Origin of the sequence: Thalassobacillus sp. CUG 92003, from assembly GCF_013618635.1 — a bacterium.
GTDB lineage: Bacteria > Bacillota > Bacilli > Bacillales > Halobacillaceae > CUG-92003.
The window spans coordinates 414,390-432,398 of the sequence record NZ_JABLSJ010000001.1 but is presented as its reverse complement, the minus strand read 5'-3'; the positions used below and the strand labels follow the sequence as shown (position 1 = coordinate 432,398).

At 46.3% G+C, this 18,009-nt stretch carries 17 protein-coding genes; 2 read left to right on the top strand and 15 right to left on the bottom strand.

The window, feature by feature from the left end; translation table 11 throughout:
* Window positions 1-33: 33 nt before the first annotated feature.
* From HOP45_RS01965 to HOP45_RS01905, 13 genes are all read right to left on the bottom strand, one after another.
* Complete coding sequence (locus HOP45_RS01965; protein ID WP_219914455.1) at window positions 34-1,497, bottom strand: tripartite tricarboxylate transporter permease; 1,464 nt, start codon at window positions 1,495-1,497, stop codon at window positions 34-36.
* Between the two features lie 51 nt (window positions 1,498-1,548).
* On the bottom strand, window positions 1,549-1,992 hold the full coding sequence (locus HOP45_RS01960) for a tripartite tricarboxylate transporter TctB family protein (RefSeq protein ID WP_181347211.1): 444 nt from the start codon (window positions 1,990-1,992) through the stop codon (window positions 1,549-1,551).
* Window positions 1,993-2,069: 77 nt separating this feature from the next.
* Window positions 2,070-3,059 (bottom strand): tripartite tricarboxylate transporter substrate binding protein, encoded by a 990-nt coding sequence (locus HOP45_RS01955; RefSeq protein WP_181347210.1) that lies wholly within the window; start codon window positions 3,057-3,059, stop codon window positions 2,070-2,072.
* 133 nt (window positions 3,060-3,192) lie between these two features.
* The gene (locus tag HOP45_RS01950; protein WP_181347209.1) at window positions 3,193-3,873 is read right to left on the bottom strand and encodes a response regulator; all 681 of its coding nucleotides are present in this window, start codon (window positions 3,871-3,873) and stop codon (window positions 3,193-3,195) included.
* On the bottom strand, window positions 3,866-5,446 hold the full coding sequence (locus tag HOP45_RS01945) for an ATP-binding protein (RefSeq protein ID WP_181347208.1): 1,581 nt from the start codon (window positions 5,444-5,446) through the stop codon (window positions 3,866-3,868). Before HOP45_RS01945 ends, HOP45_RS01950 begins: the two co-directional genes overlap by 8 nt.
* A 256-nt stretch (window positions 5,447-5,702) precedes the next feature.
* Window positions 5,703-5,951: a DUF4190 domain-containing protein gene (locus HOP45_RS01940; RefSeq protein WP_181347207.1), complete on the bottom strand. Its 249-nt coding sequence runs from the start codon at window positions 5,949-5,951 to the stop codon at window positions 5,703-5,705.
* Window positions 5,952-6,133: 182 nt separating this feature from the next.
* The gene (gene murQ / locus HOP45_RS01935; protein ID WP_181347206.1) at window positions 6,134-7,072 is read right to left on the bottom strand and encodes an N-acetylmuramic acid 6-phosphate etherase; all 939 of its coding nucleotides are present in this window, start codon (window positions 7,070-7,072) and stop codon (window positions 6,134-6,136) included.
* A 57-nt stretch (window positions 7,073-7,129) separates the two neighbouring features.
* Window positions 7,130-8,122 carry an N-acetylglucosamine kinase gene (locus tag HOP45_RS01930; protein ID WP_181347205.1) on the bottom strand — a complete coding sequence of 331 codons (993 nt, stop codon included), beginning with the start codon at window positions 8,120-8,122 and terminating at the stop codon, window positions 7,130-7,132.
* Entirely contained in the window at window positions 8,109-8,933 is an 825-nt protein-coding gene (locus HOP45_RS01925; RefSeq protein ID WP_370457928.1) for a carbohydrate ABC transporter permease, read from the bottom strand. Before HOP45_RS01925 ends, HOP45_RS01930 begins: the two co-directional genes overlap by 14 nt.
* A gap of 13 nt (window positions 8,934-8,946) precedes the next feature.
* The gene (locus HOP45_RS01920) at window positions 8,947-9,900 is read right to left on the bottom strand and encodes a carbohydrate ABC transporter permease (RefSeq protein WP_181347204.1); all 954 of its coding nucleotides are present in this window, start codon (window positions 9,898-9,900) and stop codon (window positions 8,947-8,949) included.
* Window positions 9,901-9,921: 21 nt separating this feature from the next.
* On the bottom strand, window positions 9,922-11,202 hold the full coding sequence (locus HOP45_RS01915; protein WP_181347203.1) for an ABC transporter substrate-binding protein: 1,281 nt from the start codon (window positions 11,200-11,202) through the stop codon (window positions 9,922-9,924).
* A 17-nt stretch (window positions 11,203-11,219) separates the two neighbouring features.
* Entirely contained in the window at window positions 11,220-12,242 is a 1,023-nt protein-coding gene (locus HOP45_RS01910; RefSeq protein WP_181347202.1) for a serine hydrolase domain-containing protein, read from the bottom strand.
* Window positions 12,235-13,089: a MurR/RpiR family transcriptional regulator gene (locus tag HOP45_RS01905; RefSeq protein WP_181347201.1), complete on the bottom strand. Its 855-nt coding sequence runs from the start codon at window positions 13,087-13,089 to the stop codon at window positions 12,235-12,237. The genes HOP45_RS01910 and HOP45_RS01905 overlap by 8 nt, the downstream gene beginning before the upstream one ends.
* Window positions 13,090-13,282: 193 nt before the next feature.
* On the opposite strand from HOP45_RS01905, the gene HOP45_RS01900 reads away from it, so the two are divergent.
* Both HOP45_RS01900 and HOP45_RS01895 read left to right on the top strand, forming a co-directional pair.
* Window positions 13,283-13,657, top strand: coding sequence for a hypothetical protein (locus HOP45_RS01900; protein ID WP_181347200.1), 375 nt, complete (start codon window positions 13,283-13,285; stop codon window positions 13,655-13,657).
* Window positions 13,658-13,700: 43 nt separating this feature from the next.
* Window positions 13,701-14,513: a hypothetical protein gene (locus tag HOP45_RS01895; protein WP_181347199.1), complete on the top strand. Its 813-nt coding sequence runs from the start codon at window positions 13,701-13,703 to the stop codon at window positions 14,511-14,513.
* Between the two features lie 53 nt (window positions 14,514-14,566).
* Here the strand turns inward: HOP45_RS01895 and HOP45_RS01890 are convergent, their stop codons facing one another.
* Window positions 14,567-15,856: an exo-beta-N-acetylmuramidase NamZ family protein gene (locus HOP45_RS01890; RefSeq protein WP_181347198.1), complete on the bottom strand. Its 1,290-nt coding sequence runs from the start codon at window positions 15,854-15,856 to the stop codon at window positions 14,567-14,569.
* A gap of 27 nt (window positions 15,857-15,883) precedes the next feature.
* Window positions 15,884-18,004, bottom strand: a complete 2,121-nt coding sequence (locus tag HOP45_RS01885; RefSeq protein ID WP_181347197.1) for a glycoside hydrolase family 3 protein — start codon at window positions 18,002-18,004, stop codon at window positions 15,884-15,886.
* Window positions 18,005-18,009: the final 5 nt, after the last annotated feature.

Sequence of the window (18,009 nt, the reverse complement as noted above, 5' to 3'; positions counted from 1 at the left end):
CCCCCACTATGCCAGTGAAAACAGAAAAATGCGTTACGCTTGTTTTTGTTTACGTTTCTGCAGCCACCCTAGGAAAAATGGATACAGGACTGATAAAATGGTCATGATCGTCAACGTTGTCGAAACTGAGGAAGCGAAGAAAATGTTGAGATAATTGTCGTGCGATACGACACTTTTCCGAAAGTTCTGCTCCATATCGGAACCGACGATGACCGCAAGAATCAGCGGGGCAATCGGAAAGTTCAACAATTTCATCGCAAGCCCGATTAATCCGAAAATGACGAGAATATAGAAGTCCACCATGCTATAGCTCAATGTGTAAGTCCCAATAAACGCCAACACTAGAATGAGCGGATAGAGCACTTTAGGAGGCGTGTCCAAAATACGGACAAGTAAACCCACCATCAAGATGTTCATGATCACCAGCATGATGTTGCCGATGAACATGCTATTCACAAGCGTCCATACCATATCCGGACTATTCTCAAACAACAACGGTCCTGGACGAAGCCCTAACATGATGACAGCTCCCAAAATAACGGCCGTCGTACCTGAACCGGGAATACCCATCGTCAATAATGGAATAAACGCCCCGACAGAAGCGGCGTTGTTAGCTGACTCCGGCGCTGCTACCCCTTCAACCGCCCCTTTGCCGAACCGTTCTGGATTTTTGGACAATTGTCTTTCAGTTGTATAACTGAGCATGGAAGCAATCGAGCCGCCAGCACCAGGCAAGACACCAATTAGAAAGCCCATCGGCCCGCTCCTGATCATCGGCCATTTCGATTGCTGCCATTGTTCTTTCGTGATCCACTTTTTACCTACTTTTTTCTTCCCTGACCCAAGTGAATCAATACCAATGAAGTTATACAAAACTTCACCGACAGCATACACCCCGATGATGACGACAAGAAAGTCGATACCTTCACTCAGCTGCGGGATATCAAACGTGAAACGATGAACCCCGGTTTGCAAATCAATACCGACTGTACTCAATATCAGCCCGATCGACATGGCGATGAACCCTTTGACCATGTTGCCTTTGGATAAGGACACGATCGCTGACAAAGTGAACAGCATGAGCATGAAGTATTCAGCCGGGCCGAACCTTAGAGCGAACGAGGCTAGCGGCTTGGCTAGCAGCACGAATCCGACGATGGCAAAAAGACCCCCGATTAACGAAGCGATAGCGGAGATTGTCAACGCTTGACCTGCCTGACCTTTCTGCGACATCGGATATCCATCAAAGGTAGCGGCAATCGCTGACCCATCGCCTGGTGTATTCAATAAGATGGAACTTCTCGAGCCACCGTACATGGCCCCATAATAAATCGCCGCCATCAGAATTAAAGCGCTTGTCGGATCCATCCCAAACGTGATAGGAATGAGCACGGCAACGGCTGTAGCGGGACCCAGGCCCGGCAGCATGCCGACAACTGTTCCTAAGAAGCCGCCGATCAATACCCAAAGCAAATTAAGCGGGCGGATCGACACCATTAATCCTTCGATGACATTCTGAAAATCTACTCCCACGATGAGCCCTCCTCTCTACGGCAAACTGACTTGGAGTAATTCTGAAAATGAGTACCAGGATACGAAAGAGAAAATGACCGCCACTACGATATTTATCAGCCACTTCTTCCGACCGTTCACGACAAATAACAAGCCGCCTAAAAATAAGATCGTGGAATACAAAAACCCGATGCGTTCAAATAAGAACGTATAAATCAGTATTAATACCAGCGTTGAACCGATAAGATAAGGGGTCCGGCCGGTGAATAGCTGTTTCACTTCTTCCAACTCTTCTTTACGTTGTTTCCATTCCTGAATACAGTAAATAATGCTGATCAGTAACAGAAAAAAACCGATAAGTGCAGGAAAATAACGCGGACCATTCGGGTTCCCGATTTGTGATTCCGGCAACTGAAAGGTGAAGACTAAATAGGCAACGGCTAACAGAATAAAAAATACAGGCATCAATAACCTGATCATACGATTTTCCTCCTTCCGGCCATTGGAATAGAGAGAGGCTGTCTCCCAACGTTTTAGACAGCCTCTGCATGGTTTTATTAATCAGTCAGTCCGGATTCACTCAATAACTCATCGTAGTTTTTCGTCTGCTCTTCTAGGAAGGCTTTCGATTCCGAACTGTCTTTATAGAATGATTGCCATTCATTGTTTTCAAGTACCTTCTGCCAGGCTTCTGAATCAACCATTTCACTGATTTTATCATCCCAATAGGCAATTTCTTCCTCTGTCATATCAGGAGGTCCCATGACCCCTCTCCAGTGTGGAAAGACCATGTCGACTCCTTGTTCCTTCCAGGTTGGCACGCCTTCTAAACCTTCAATGCGCTCTTCAGAAGAGACGGCAATCATATTAAATTTACCGGCATTGTGTTGTTCTTTTGCTTCTGAAACAGACATTGTCGCTACATCGACATGGCCGCCCAGCAAAGCAGATACAACGTCACCGCCGCTTTCATAAATTAAGAATTCGACTTTGGGAATATCGACACCAAATTCTTTAGCAGCTTGGACAAACGATAAATGGTCATTGTTTCCTAAACCTGGTGCTACCCCGATTTTTAATGAAGTCGGATCTTCTTTAAGCTGCTCCATAACGTCCTTGCCTTTTTCAAATTCAGACTCAGGCGGCACAGCGACTGAAATCCATTCCGTGGTCAAAATACCAAGCGGCGTGAAATCTTCGTATGTCAATTCGCTTTGCCCGAGTAAGTTATTCGTAATAACAAGGCTGGAATTGATCGCTAAATGGTGAGCATCCTGACCCGATAAGTATTGCCAGCCAACTTCCCCGCTTCCTCCCGGTTTATTGACTACATTGATGTTCTCCTCAATGATGCCTTCATCTGACATGATCTTCTGCATCGCTCTGGCTGTGCCATCCCAGCCACCACCTGGTGATGCAGGAGCGACGAATTCAATATCTTCCTGCGGAAATTCCGCTCCACCTTCGCCGTCACCTGAACTGGAACCACCACAACCGGCCATAATCAAAAGGGATAATACCGAAATGAAACCGATCCATTTACGCATCGTAACCATCCTTTCGAAGTTTTGTAAGGGGTTTCATTAACCTTATTCGACATACTAATACGAATTTTCTGTCATGTCAGCGTTTTCATAATAAACAAAATTGAATACATAAACCGTATTTTGTTCATTTTGTTCACGCATCGATGCTATAGTATTTTCGTTCAGGACGGCCGACGATTCCGTATTCCTGTTCAGCTTCTGCTTTGTCTATCGACACGAGGTACTCCAGGTAGCGGCGTGCGGTGGTTCGTGAAGCTCCAATTTTATTGCCCATTTCCTCCGCTGTCCATCCTTGATTTCCTCCTTCTATGATGCTTACAACCTTGCTTAATGTAATGGGATCAATCCCTTTCGGCAATGATTCCGGAAGGTTCTGTTTGCCTGCTTGTGTGGTAAACAGTTCATCGACCACGTCTTGATCGATAACGTCTTTTGACTTCAATAGAGATTGGCGCTGTTTATAATCATTCAATACTTCTGTAAACCGCTCAAGCGTTACAGGCTTGATCAAGTAGTTAAACACACCTTTTCTCAGGCTCTCTTCTAAAAATTGTTTTTCCTGAGCGGCCGTAATTACAATAATATCGAGCTCAGGCTGCTTGCGTCGTGTTTCCTGTATGAGCTCTGTCCCTAAATAGTCCGGCATATAAATATCCAGTAATAATAAGTCCACACTTTGTTCATCAAGCAGCCGCAGTGTTTCTTCCCCAGTCAAAGCCTTCCCAGCTAATGCGACGCCGGGAATGTCGGCAAGAAATCGCTCATGAATGTTGGCGATTCGGAAATCATCCTCGGCAATCAATACGTTAATCATCTTCGCTTCCTCCCTTATCTGATTTCGGTAAAAAAATACTGAACGTCGTCCCGTTTTCATCAGAATTAATTTCAATGTCCCCTTTTAATTCATCAATCGTTTCTTTTACATTGAACAAACCAAATCCACGCTGCTCTTTCTCTCCTTTGGTGGTATAACCTGGCTGAAAAACGTGAGCCACATGTTGATCATCCAGACCGCCTCCATTGTCGGATATTTCAAATATGATATCTTTTCCGATGTCCAGTGTGAGAAAGGTAACCTTCCGCTCGGATTGTGACATCACTTCCTCGAAGGCGTTATCGATTAAATTACCGATGATGGTGGTCATATGCGTGACCTCAATGTGCTCAGGAAGCTGATTTAAATAACTGTTCTCATCTACGATAAAGTCAATCTTCTTCTCTGAAGCCTTGCTCATTTTACCTAGCAGGATCGCCTGAACCTTAGGATCACTGATTTGCTCGAATATCATGCGATTATTATTTTCCATGCTGGCCACTTCTTTTTGCACCATTTGGAAGGCTTCGTCGTAGCTTTTTAACTGCAGCAAACCAGAGATGACATACATTTTATTGGCGAATTCATGCGTTTGGGCTCTCAGGTCTTCCGAGTATTTTTTCACTTCTGATAACGTATTGACCATTTCTTTTATTTCCGTTTTGTCTCGAAATGTGGCCACTGCACCGACAACTGTACCTTGATCTAAGATCGGGGCTAGATTTAAGATGATGACCCTTTGGTTGATGTGTAATTCATTATTCAACGTTACCTCACTCCGCTCTAACGTTTCACTGATGGATACCTCAGGCAAAGCATCTTGAATGGGGCGGTTCACATACGTGTCCGATAAATTGACAAGCTGCTTGGCCGAACGGTTGATCATAGTAATCCGCCCTTTGGCATCAGTAGCGATGACCCCTTCGTTCAGTGATGAAAGAACAGAATCGCGATCACGGTACAACGTTGCAATTTCACGGGGTTCCAGTCCCATCGTGTCTTTGCGAATGTGGCGGGCCAGAAAAATACTCAATAAAATACCGATGACGACCACAATGAGCGCAAAGTAAAGAATGCTATCCATCCGATCAATAATATCCGAGAATATATTTTCTTTGAGGTAGCCGACAGAAACGATGCCGACGAGTTCCCGTTCCTCTGAATAAATCGGGGCCTTACCGACTATAGACGATCCCATAAATTCGTCTGACTCGATGTTATAATAGCCGCCGAACACAACCGCCCGGTACCCGTCATCAAAAGCTTGTTCCTCCCCGATCATCTCCGGGTCAGGATGGGTGAGGATTTCGCTTTGCCGATTCTGGATGATGATATAATCTGCATTCGTCTGCATACTGATGCGTTCTGTCAACGTCTGGAGTTCATCAGTCGGACTCGCCGATTTCAGCGCATCCCCCACGGATGGCATAAACGAAATCGTCTTAGCCGTTTGCAAACTGAGATCGTTTTTATTTGAAAAGATTTGATTCGTATCGAAATAGGCAAAAATCCCAAGCAATAACATAATGACCGATAAGATTAACCCGACAACCATGCCCGTAATTTTTGTCATCAACGACACATCCAGTAAACGTTGAATCACCTCTATCACCTGCCTTTCTTAAACGTGTTATAACGCTTATCGTATCAAAGATTCAAAATATTATGTAGATTGAAATAGACTAAAATGTACATATATCGACATAACGGTCCCCGAAGCGCCAAACGCTTATTTTGGACTTCGAACCGAATAAAAAAGTTCCGATAAAAAACCGGAACTGATCTTTGAATTAGATATTTTCTTGTTCATCCGTGACCGATATAAGAATCTAGCCTGTTGCGGTCATCATATAGTAGGAGATAAAACCTAAGATAGCAAAGAGTTGGACCACAATTCCTACCACACTACATATTAAGCCAATCGTTACAAAGCTATTACTGGCTTCCTTACTTGCTTTTCTTGAAACGACAACCCCAATCACGCCAAGCACTAGACCAATAAAAGGAATTACAATTGAAAGAATACCGAGCGTTAGAGGCGTTGTAGAATGACTGTTAGACGCAGTTTTTTCGATCATATTTATCCTCCTTCTCTTATAGATGAACACAATACACCTTCCGTTTTTTGCCATAACGTTCTTGTAATTAATTTAACATGTCCAACACCGAAAACAGACTCAAAATTAAAAATCTCTGTTAACTGAACAGAGATTTTTATGCTGTCGCCCCATTAGAGGGAAAGTGGTACCGACAGTCTTGATTAATTGTTATTTTTGTTATCCGCTTGTTTGTGGGCCTGGGTCATTGCTTCGACTGTGTCAGGGAAATGACCCTTTTTTTGTTCAAGCACACGGCGGGCTGTTTCAGCGTCAATCTCCAACAAGAGCATCAGAATAGCAATTCTCGCATCGCCTTGAGCCTTGTTGCTTGCCTCTGCAGCGCGTTCTTCATCGACCCCGGTCAACTCCCGAATAATGGAAATGGCTCGCTTCCGAAGTTTTTCATTCGACGCTTGCACGTTCACCATTAAATTTTTGTACACTTTCCCCATTTTTATCATAGACGCCGTAGAGATCATATTAAGTACCATCTTTTGCGCGCTGCCAGCTTTGAGACGAGTCGACCCTGTAACCACTTCAGCACCGACAGCCAGCTCAATCGGATGGTGGACCGTGTGCGATAATTCTGCAGAGGCATTGCAGGCAATACTGGCCGTTTGGGCGCCTAATGCTCTGGCTGCTTCCATAGCCCCTAGGACGTAAGGTGTTTTTCCACTGGAGGCGATTCCAATTACCATATCGTTACGCCCTACGTATTTCCTGACATCAGTGGCACCTTCTTCTTTACTATCTTCCGCATTCTCAATCGGATACCTTAGGGCACGATCACCACCTGCAATGATGCCATTGACGAGTTCATGCGGGACACCAAAGGTAGGGGGGCATTCTGAGGCATCAAGTACACCCAGTCTGCCACTTGTTCCGGCACCAAAATAATAGAGATGGCCACCTGCTTGTAATACCTTTACCGTCGCATCAATGACAGCTGCAATGTCTGGAAGTGCACGCTTGATGACATGTGGCACTTTCTGATCTTCTTCATTCATTAACGCGATGATTTCCATCGTTGAAAATTGATGCAGCTGATCAGATTTTTCGTTACGCATTTCAGTATCTAAAATTGGATCAATGTCGGTCATATCTGCACCTCCATTTACGATAAGTGATCGCTCTTTTAAAAGCATATTAATGCTTGTTTAACCTCTTTTTTTATAAGTTGCATGCAAATTTGCTTTGAGATCGGCCGTAATGGGAACACCATTCTGGATGAGTGCACAAATGAGCGATCCAGCTACAGGTGGAAGTTTGGGATAAATGACTTTCCTGCTCGGTTGCCTCTTGTGCATCAGCTTCATGAACGCTAAGCGGAACAAATCGGATTGAAAGAGGCCCCCAACGATCGTGATAGGCTCCGCTCGGCTTGCTGGTCGTTTCAACGCAATCGCTTCCACCAAATCCAGCAAGTTCCTAAGAGTCTGATTCATGATCATACGTGCAGTCGTATTGCGATCGGCTGCCAGATCAAGAACTGGGCGGGCTAGTGATGCAATGGTATGACGCGGATAATCAGATTCATAGACGGCTGTGATTACGTTTTCCGGCTTTTTCACTTGCAGCGAGTTCAATACCATTTCGCTGAACCCGCTATCAAAAGGCACACGCTCGTCTTCCATGAGGGCAAGAGTGCTAAGCGCCTGTCTCCCCATGTCATACCCGCTACCCTCGTCTCCGAACAAGTACCCCCACCCCCCAACTCTAACGGCATTACTGTTCAAGCCTTCAGTTGAGTAAGCGATGGAGCCTGTGCCGGCGATGAGTACACTTCCAGCTATGTCGAATGTCCCGCTGGCCAGCGCACCAAACGCATCATTTTTAACTTCAATCGATTCCAGATTGGAAAAAACAGAGGTTAGCATCTTTGACCAGCGTTGTTTATCTTCTTGTCGATCACCGCCAGCTGCTGAAACAAACACCCCGGTGACCTGGTCGGCTAACAGTTCTGCATCAGTCATGAGTTCGGTGGTGAGACGTTGAAAGTTGGCGTAAATGTCACTTTCTGTGCGCGATTTAAAACTTGTCGAGCCGCTTTGACTGGCACCGATTACACGGCCAGTCTCATCACACAACAAAGCTGCTGTTTTCGTACCGCCACCATCCACGCCAATATAAAAACCGTTATTTGATGGCACCTTGAGTCAATCCTTCCATGAATTGTTTTGAAGCAATAAAGAATAGAATGATCATGGGCAGCGACGCAAGGGTTAAGCCCGCGAATAATGCGCCCCAGTCAGCAGAATATTCACCGAAGAGCGAAAGCATTCCCACCGGAATCGTTTTCTTCATATCATCGGTGATGAAAATCAACGGGAAGAAAAAGTCGTTCCAGGATTGAATGAACTGGATGATCATGACTGTCCCGAGGGCCGGTCTCATCAATGGAAGGACAACGTTCCATAGGATGCGCAGGTTCCCTGCCCCGTCAATTCGAGCCGCTTCTTCCAGCTCACGCGGCATGGTCCGGAAAAATCCGGTCAAAATGAGAATCGACAATGGAATCCCGGTAGCCGTATACATGAAGATCAATGACCATAACGTGTTCAACAGCTCCAAATCCTTCATCAAGATGAACAACGGCACAATGCCAAGTTTTATCGGAAGCATCATCCCCATTAAAAAGAAGAAAAAGAGCATGTTATTCCATTGGAAGGTAAATCGTGCTATATAGAAAGCCGCCAGCGAAGACGTGACCAGAATGAGCGCCACCGAGACACCACTGACAATGACACTGTTCATGAAAAACGTCATGAACGGGATCTGTTCGAGCAAATTACGATACGTTTCCAAGGTAAAAGATTTCGGAAATGCAAGAGGGCTTGTGAATATTTCAGTGCTCGTTTTAAAAGAAGACAAAATCATCAACAAGATCGGGTACAAGCTGATCGAAGCTACAAAAAAGGCAAAGACGTAATAAAATGGTTTCGTCCAAATGGTGTGATTCACTGGTTATCCCCTCCTACATATCTACTTGTTTTTTCTGCATATATTTCAAATACAACGCGGTAAATACGGCAATGAACAAGAACAAGACTACCGCCAGCGCAGAACCGAGTCCAATGGCTGATGAGGAACCGCCTGATGAGCCGCCAAAGGCTAAACGATAGAAATAAACGGCAAGTGTATCAGTCGAACTATAAGGGCCGCCTTCTGAACCTTGCATCGCATAGACCAGCTCGAATGCTTCAAACGACTGGATAAATGTGAGCACAGTCATAATCATAATCGATGGCACCATCAACGGCAGCAAAATCCGCCGCACCATGGACAGCCCAGTCGCACCGTCAAGCTTACCAGCTTCGAGCAGTTCTTTTGGAATCGACTGGAAGCCAGCTAAGAAAATCAATACACCGAAACCGAGCCCATACCATGAATTAATGAGAATAATAGCAATCAAAGCTGTATCAGGATCCCCAAGCCATGCTTTTTGTAAGGCTTCGAGTCCGAGGTTCTCTAAGATGACATTAAAGGCGCCATAGTTCGGGTTCAAAATCAATTTCCATAAGAACCCGACTACAATGACCGACAACAACCGAGGCAAAAAGTACGAAATCTTTAAAAATTCGGCCCCGCGTACTTTTTTATAAATAATATAGGCCAAGATAAAGGCTAATCCATTTTGAAATATCATCTGCAGCACAAAATATAAAATGTTGTGGCCAAACGCATTCCAAAATAAATCGCTGAATGGCTGTAATGTAAATAAATCCACAAAATTCTTGAACCCTGCAAATTCGCCTCTTACCATGCCATCCCATTCAAAAAAGCTATATGTAAGAGCAGCGAATAACGGGTAAACAATGAATAACCCGTAAATGATCAAGGCGGGAATAGGGAAAAGATGGATGGACCATCTTTTCCAGTTCCTCTGTTTTTTGAGATGAGTCGATTTTGAAGACGCTGCTGATTTCATATTCACCGCCCCTTTTGTAAATTATTGTAGTGGCTCATACCAGCTTTCCGCATTTTCTTGGACAGTTTCCGCCACTTCTTGTGGTGTACGTTCTCCAAGGTACATGCCTTGTAGTTCCTTCTCAATCGTTTCTTTTGTTGATGGATTACCACCGGCAAAATGAACCAAGATCATATAAGGTGTTGAACGCTGATCAGCGGCTTGACTCAAATCATTTACCAGTTGATCATCTGACTCGATGCCAGGTATAGCACTGATCATTTTAAATTCTTTTGTAAACAGCTCGCCGAATTCCTCGGTAGTCATGAATTGCAAAAATTCTTTCGCAGCTTCTTTGTTTTCCGAGTTAGCATTAATGGCATAAGAACCGTCCACCCATGACGTGACAGTCGGCTCCTTGCCAGTAGCAGATGGCATTGGGAAAAAGTCGAAATTCAAGTCCGGATTCATCTCGCGCAGCACTTCAATTTCCCAGCTTCCCATTGGGAACATGGCGGCATCGCCAGTGAAGAACATTGTCCGGATATCTTCCATACCAAGACCTTCGTAATTATCCGGGAAGTATTGTTTCAGTTCATCCATCGCTTCGATCGAATTGACAAATTTTTCACTCGTAAAGTCCGTCTCACCCGCCGTGATTTTATCGACGAATTCAGTTCCGCCATAGTGAGCGGGCCCGATCATGCCGTGGGCAAGTGACAACAGCCAGGCTTCCTTGGATGCCAGCGAAATCGGCGTATACCCTTCTTCTTTCAAGGTTTCATTCACCGACATGAACTCTTCCCACGTCTGTGGTTCTTCAAGTCCCAGCTCATCAAAAATATCTTCGTTATAAAACATTTGCGTCGTACTTATGTTCAAAGGAACCCCGTACTGTTTGCCGTCCGACCCTTTTGAGGCAGCCAAATATTCTTCTGGATATTGATCCAGGCCTTCGAGATCATCAAGCGGTTCTAAATAACCGGCATCAGCCAGCTCGATACCTGGCGTATAAGGACGAAGGTGGATAATATCCGGTCCTTCACCACTTTGCAAAGCGGTGTTCAAAATCGTGTTATACTCGGTGTTCTTGGATGGATTAAATTCAATTTGGATATCAGGGTGCTCTTCGTTGAACTTATCGATAATCGTTTGATAGGCTTCCGTATCCTCCGTTCGCCAGCTCCCCATTTCGATTTGAACCTGATCGCCGCTCGCTTCCTCATTAGTATCGCCATCGCCTCCGCTGTCTGAAGAACATGCTGACATAATGAGAATAAATGCTAAGAGCCCAACGAACGTAAACGCTTTCAATGACTTCATTTAAAAATCCCCCTTAATTATGAATGAGTGAAAGATGAATGGATCAAGGCGTGTAAATGCGGCCTGATCCGGCCCATATCGTGTTTCCTGCCAAAATGAACGATGTTACTCAGAAATACGACCACCAATTGTTCTTTAGGGTCCACCCAGAGACTCGTACCGGTAAACCCCGTATGCCCATAACTTCCAGCCGACCACCTCCTTCCGCAGGAAAGCTCCTCCCCTTTAGCACCCGTAACGATTTCAAACCCGTACCCTCGGCTTCCTTGATAAGGCGTAATCGCGCGATTCATCACACCGGAAGATAACACCCGCTGCTCATTCGGATACAACCAGTAATGGCCGAAGCGCGCTACATCTTCTGCTGTCGAAAACAAGCCGGCGTGGCCGCTTATACCTCCTAAATGGTAGGCTTTTTCATCGTGAACCTCACCGTGGATGAAACGATCTTCAACCATCTCCGTAGCTGCCGTCTGGTCTTTAATCGCTGGGGAGGGATTGAACTGCGTATCGCCCATCCCCCAAGGCTGAAACACATGCGATGCCGTAAAATCATCCAACGATTGCCCTGTGATCCGCTCCACCATATGTCCCAAAATAATCATGCCGAGATCACTATAAACGGGCCCTTTTCCCGGTTCAGCCTGCTGACTTTTGGCGAGAACTTCCCCCAAAATATCGCGCGGATCATCCCGGTAAACTTTTCCCAAGTCTGCCGGCATCCCCGTCGCATGTGTTAAAGCGTGTTCCACAGTAACACCAGGATGCTCAAACTCCGGCACATGAAACTGAATCGGATCCTTAACAGTCAACGCATCGTCATCGATCAGCTTTAATATCGCAGGCAGCGTCGCCATCACTTTAGTTAAAGACGCGACATCAAATACCGTATTTTCACGCATGTCATGATAGTGGTTGGCATTATCGGTATATCCGCCGTACGCGTGTTGAAACACCGTCTTTCCTTTGTGAGCAATGTGCAATACAGCGCCCGGCAGTTTACGATTTTGAACAAGCTCGCGTACATATTGATCATACATGTTTCTTTAATACCTCCACTGCTTTTCGAGTCCGCTCTAAAGCGTCTATGTTATCAAGCTTGTCAAATCGGGTGACACCAAGGTAAAGCATATCAATTACATTGAGCGTCGCAATGCGTGAGCCAGTCGCTCCGCTGCGCACACTGCCTTCTAGCGAGGTGGTATGCAGCCGGACATCCGCGATGGAGGCCACATCATTTTCGCCGTATTGGGTGAGAGCAATGATATTGGCACCATTTTTCTTCGCCACCTGTAGCGAATCAATGATATCAATCGTTTGCCCAGAATAAGAAATACCGAATGCAACATCCGCCTCGCTTAAGTTAGCTGAAATCGTCACTTGCGTATCACGGTCCTCTGCTGCTTCACACCACCGATTAATGCGCGTGAGCTTTTGCTTCATATCCCGGGCAATCACCCCGGATGCACCAATTCCATAAACAGCGACTAACCTGGCCTTCGAAATGAGTTCAATCGCTTTCTCTAATTCTTCCTCTGATAAAACCGACATGGAATTTTCAATAGATTGGATGTTACTCGAGGACACCGAGTGAATCAGTGAGCGAATCGACCCTTCTTTCGGGATATCCTCATACAACGGTTTGTCTTGTTCAGATTTGGCCAAATCGTAGGCAATCTTCAACTTCAAATCTTGAAACCCTTTGCACTGTAATTTCTTCGATAACCTTACAATGGTTGCCACACTAACTTCCGCACGTTCTGCCAGCTTATGCACCGAAGAATTGATCACCTCTTCAGGATCGTTCAAAATGTAATCCGCCACTTTCCTCTCCGATGGCTTCAAAGATTGGAGATGCTCCTGAATCAATAAAAGTTGGCTGCCCATAGGTCGCTTACCTCATTTTCTGAATTTTTCTTATATTATACAGTATAAAACATTGTTTCAAAAAATAACACCCTTTTTGTAATATTGTTTTAAATTTTTGTCGAAAAAATCTATCCCCGGTTGTGTATAGTACTTTCGCCCGACTTGGTTTAAAATGGAAGTGAACTTAGAAAAAGAAGGAGTTTTACAAAAAATGGCTAAACGTAAACATAATTATGATTTGAATGAAGTAAAACGTCTGTTATCCGAAACAACGAAAAGTTACCGCGACATTCAGGAGGAAACCGGCTGTCCCTATCCCAACATCGTCTATCACGGCCGGAAAATTCGCGGCAAACAAACTAAAGGTGAAGCTCGTACACCAATTACTCAACCAGATCATGAGGAACAGACTGAACAACCTGCTTCTTCCACATATCTGCAACAAGACAGCAATGCTCAACCGATCAGCTTGAACATTTCCCGTCAAGATATCGACCTTGATTCTGCAGAAGATGAAGTCCGGAAAATGCTGAAAGCTGCGCGTACGCTGGGCTTGAACAAAGTCAACATCTCTCTTTATAAATAGTCGACTAGGCGGAGCGACGATAAATGCGAGCGAACCGACGATATTGACGCGCGGTCCGACGACATTGGGCGGAGCGACGATATTCTGGCTACGAACGACGATAAACGCGGTCGCACCGACGATATTGACGCGCGGTGCGACGACATTGGGCGGAGCGACGATATTCTGGCCGCGAGCGACGATAAATGCGAGCGAGCCGACGATATTGGCGCGTGATGCGACGACATTGGGCGAAGCGACGATATTCTGGCTACGAACGATGATAAACGCGGTCGCACCGACGATATTGGCGCGCGGTGCGACGACATTGGGCGGAGCGACGATATTCTGGCCGCGAGCGACGATAAATGCGAGCGAGCCGACGATATTGGCGCGTGATGCGACGACATTGGGCGGAGCGACGATATTCTGGCTACGAACGACGATAAACGCGGTCGCACCGACGATATTGACGCGCGGTGCGACGACATTAGGCGGAGCGACGATATTCTGGCTACGAACGACGATAAACGCGGTCGCACCGACGATATTGACGCGCGGTGCGACGACATTAGGCGGAGCGACGATATTCTGGCTACGAACGACGATAAACGCGGTCGCACCGACGATATTGACGCGCGGTGCGACGACATTGGGCGGAGCGACGATATTCTGGCCGCGAGCGACGATAAATGCGAGCGAGCCGACGATATTGGCGCGTGATGCGACGACATTGGGCGAAGCGACGATATTCTGGCTGCGAGCTACGATATATGCGAGCGATCCAACGATATTGGCGCGTAATACGACGATAAATCGGCGCGTGAACCTGACAACTCGAGCACAGTATGAAAATAAACGGGAGCCCCGCCACTAGTTGGTCGGAGCTCCCGTTTCACACTTATATTGTTAAGGGGAGGAAGCGTGCAATTAATAAAGTAAATATTGTTCGCGAAGTTGTTTGAAGTCATGGAGATCATCTTGCCATTCCATTTTCATTTGGTCGACAGACTCTCCGTTTTCAATTGCTTCACGAACCCATCCATTACCGATTAAATAGTCGAAGAACGAGACGCCTTCACTATTTTCGGCGCGGAATTCGAAATCGTCCGGATACATGTCGTGAATGGTCTTCACGAGATGTAGACCGGTTTCGACAGATTTATAGCGTTCCTGATCGGTTACATGAATTTCAACACCGTGCGTCAAGTCACCGCTGTGTTTTGAAAAGGCCGGTGTGAATGAAGCAGCGCGGAACGTCACACCAGGGAGATCATGGCTGTTCATTTCAGCTGCTAATTCGGTGCTGTTAATGAACGGTGCACCGACCATTTCAAACGGTTTGGTTGTTCCTCGTCCTTCTGACACGTTCGTCCCTTCAATCAGCGCAGCGCCAGGATAGACGAGGGCGGTATCGAGTGTCGGCATGTTAGGCGATGGCGCTACGAATTCAAGCTGCGTGTCATCATAATACATGTCGCGATCCCATCGTTCCATTTCAACTACATTCAAATCTGCACCAATTCCGTATTCGTTGTTGAATAACTTCGCCAATTCACCGACGGTCATCCCGTGCCGAAGCGGGATCGGATAGTTGCCGACGAAGGACGTGTAATCTTCATCCAGTACTGGACCTGCGACTTCAGAACCGCTGATGGGGTTCGGGCGGTCCAGGACGACAAATTCAACATCATTTTCTTCTGCCGCTTCCATCGCATAGGCCATCGTATAAATGTACGTGTAGAAACGGGTGCCTACATCCTGGATATCAAACAGCAGCACGTCGATGCCTTCTAACATTTCCGGTGTCGGCTTACGCGTTTCACCATACAGACTGTAGACGGGGAGCCCGGTTTGTTCGTCAATGTAATATTCCACGTATTCCCCGGCCTGGGCACTGCCGCGCACACCGTGTTCCGGCCCGTAAAGCGCGGTCAAATTAACGTCCGAATCGTTATGCAGCAAATCCACCACGCTATTCAAGTCTTCATTAACACCAGTTGGGTTCGTAATTAAACCGACATTTTTCCCTTCAATCAAGTCTTTTTCTTCTTCTAAAAGCTGCTCAACACCAAGATCGAATTTTTTCACCTGTCCAGGCGGATGATCCTTGCCTTTACCGGGATGGCCCTTGCCTTTGCCTCCTGGGTCTGCGAGCACTACGGTTAAAGAAGAAAGCATGAGCACGGCCACCAGGGCAAGCGAAAACCATTTTTTCATTTCGATTCCTCCTTGATCATTTTAGGATTAATAACTTAAGCCATGTCCGAAATCATAGAGGGTCGTATTATCGCCTGTTCCCGGAATGGAAACGGGAAGTTGACCGGTTGGAGCGTAATCGCCAAATAAAGCAGCCGCTGTCGCTTCAAAACTGGCGTCTCGGAATCCATACTGGGCAACATACGCATCCACATCAGGATAAGCCATAATATCATAAGGGTTGCGGATGCCTACTCCGATCACGTTACCTTCTGCCTCACTCATGACTTGATCCACCATTTCCATTTGCGGATGATCGTCAGAACGAGTGGACACATTGTACGTGTAAGTGCCCGTAATCACATGGTCGGCTTCCCGGACGTGTTGAAGCTGTTCATCTGACAGGGCATAGTCTGAACCAAGGTTCATGATTGTGGTATTTTCATGTTGCTCCTTCACGGCACTGCCTAAAGCATCTACGTAAGTGTTTCCGATGACGACGATGTCTTCATCTGGGTTACCCTCAATAGGCAGCGACTGATCATTCTTCACGAGTGTGATGGACTCGCGTGCAGCTTCTGTTTCAACGGCTTTATGCTCGTCAGATCCAACCACTTGCTCGGCTTGCTCAATTTTATCTTCAAGCGGTTCCGGCTGCTCTGATTTCATAACCCCTTTTTTCAATTTAAGATCTAAGATGCGTTCAACCGACTGTTCAATGCGATCAACGGAAATTTCACCCGTTTCCACAGCTTCCTGTAACCCTTCAGCTACATCTGAAATACCGACGGGCATCAGGACAATATCCGAACCTGCTTTTACAGCACGCACGGCAGCATCTACAGGACCAAAGTGGTCAGCGATCGCATTCATGTTAAGTGCATCGGTATAGATGACGCCCTCGTATCCCATTTGCTCACGCATTAACCCGGTCAAAACATCGTGGGATAGCGTGGCGGGTATATTGATTTCTTCTCCTGTTTTTTTCGAGATCGCCGTACTGTCATCAATTTTCGGAAAGGTGACATGGGCGGTCATAATAGCATCAACACCGGCGTTCATCGCCTGTTGGAAAGGATAGAGCTCGACTTCCTCTAAACGCTCCATCCCGTAAGGCACTTCGGGCAGTCCGATATGGGAATCAACAGCTGTATCGCCGTGACCTGGGAAATGCTTGGCTGTTGCAGCGACGCCAGCGTCCTGAACGCCCTCAATATAAGACACGCCAAGGTCGCTCACTAACTGAGGATCCTCCCCGAATGAACGCACGCCGATGACCGGGTTGTCCGGGTTGTTGTTAACATCCATTACCGGCGCTAGATTCATGTTAATGCCTAAAGAATTGAGTTCTTCCCCGATCGCTTCCCCGACATTATGGCTGATAGTTTCAGAGCGAGTGGCTCCAAGTGCCATATTGCCTGGCATATCTGTACCAGACTGGAGGCGAGTTACAATGCCGCCCTCCTGATCGATCGTTACAAGCATGCCATACTTTTCGGAGGCTGCCTGATAATCCGCGACAAGTTCAGTCGTCTGGGCAGTCGTGACGACATTTTCACGGAATAAAATGACACCACCCAAATGGTAATCCTGAACCATTTGCTCAATTTCCGGAAGCATTTCCGTTACATTTTCGCCGTCCCAATTACGAAAATCCGGCATCATCATTTGACCTAATTTTTCTTCTAAGGACATATTAGCCAGGGCGTCATCAACCAATTGATAGCGTTCACCGGTTTGTTTGATGATCGTTGGCTTAAAATCCGGTTTGCCTTTTTCACCTGGCTTTTTGTCCGGTTTAGTATGAACAGATATTCGATCGGTGTAGTGACCGTCTGTCACCTTGATATGGGAGCGACCAGGCTGACCGGTCATGGTGACGGTGCCATCATCATCAACAGTAGCCACATTTTGATTGGTCGATTCCCATTCTAGATCGCTTGTCCACATAAAATGGCCATCTTGATAGACGTGAAGAGCTTTTAAGTTAATGGTGTCTTGCCCATCTTCTACTTCAGCTTGCGGGAGGTTCTGGTAAATCAATAAATCATCGACTCCTTCTTTCCCGTCAGCCTGAACATTGCTAGATGGCCAACCTGCTAGTGTTTGCCCTGCTAACATAAAGAACAACAGCATACCGATCAAGCCGCGCTTACCTCGTTTTTTCATTAGGT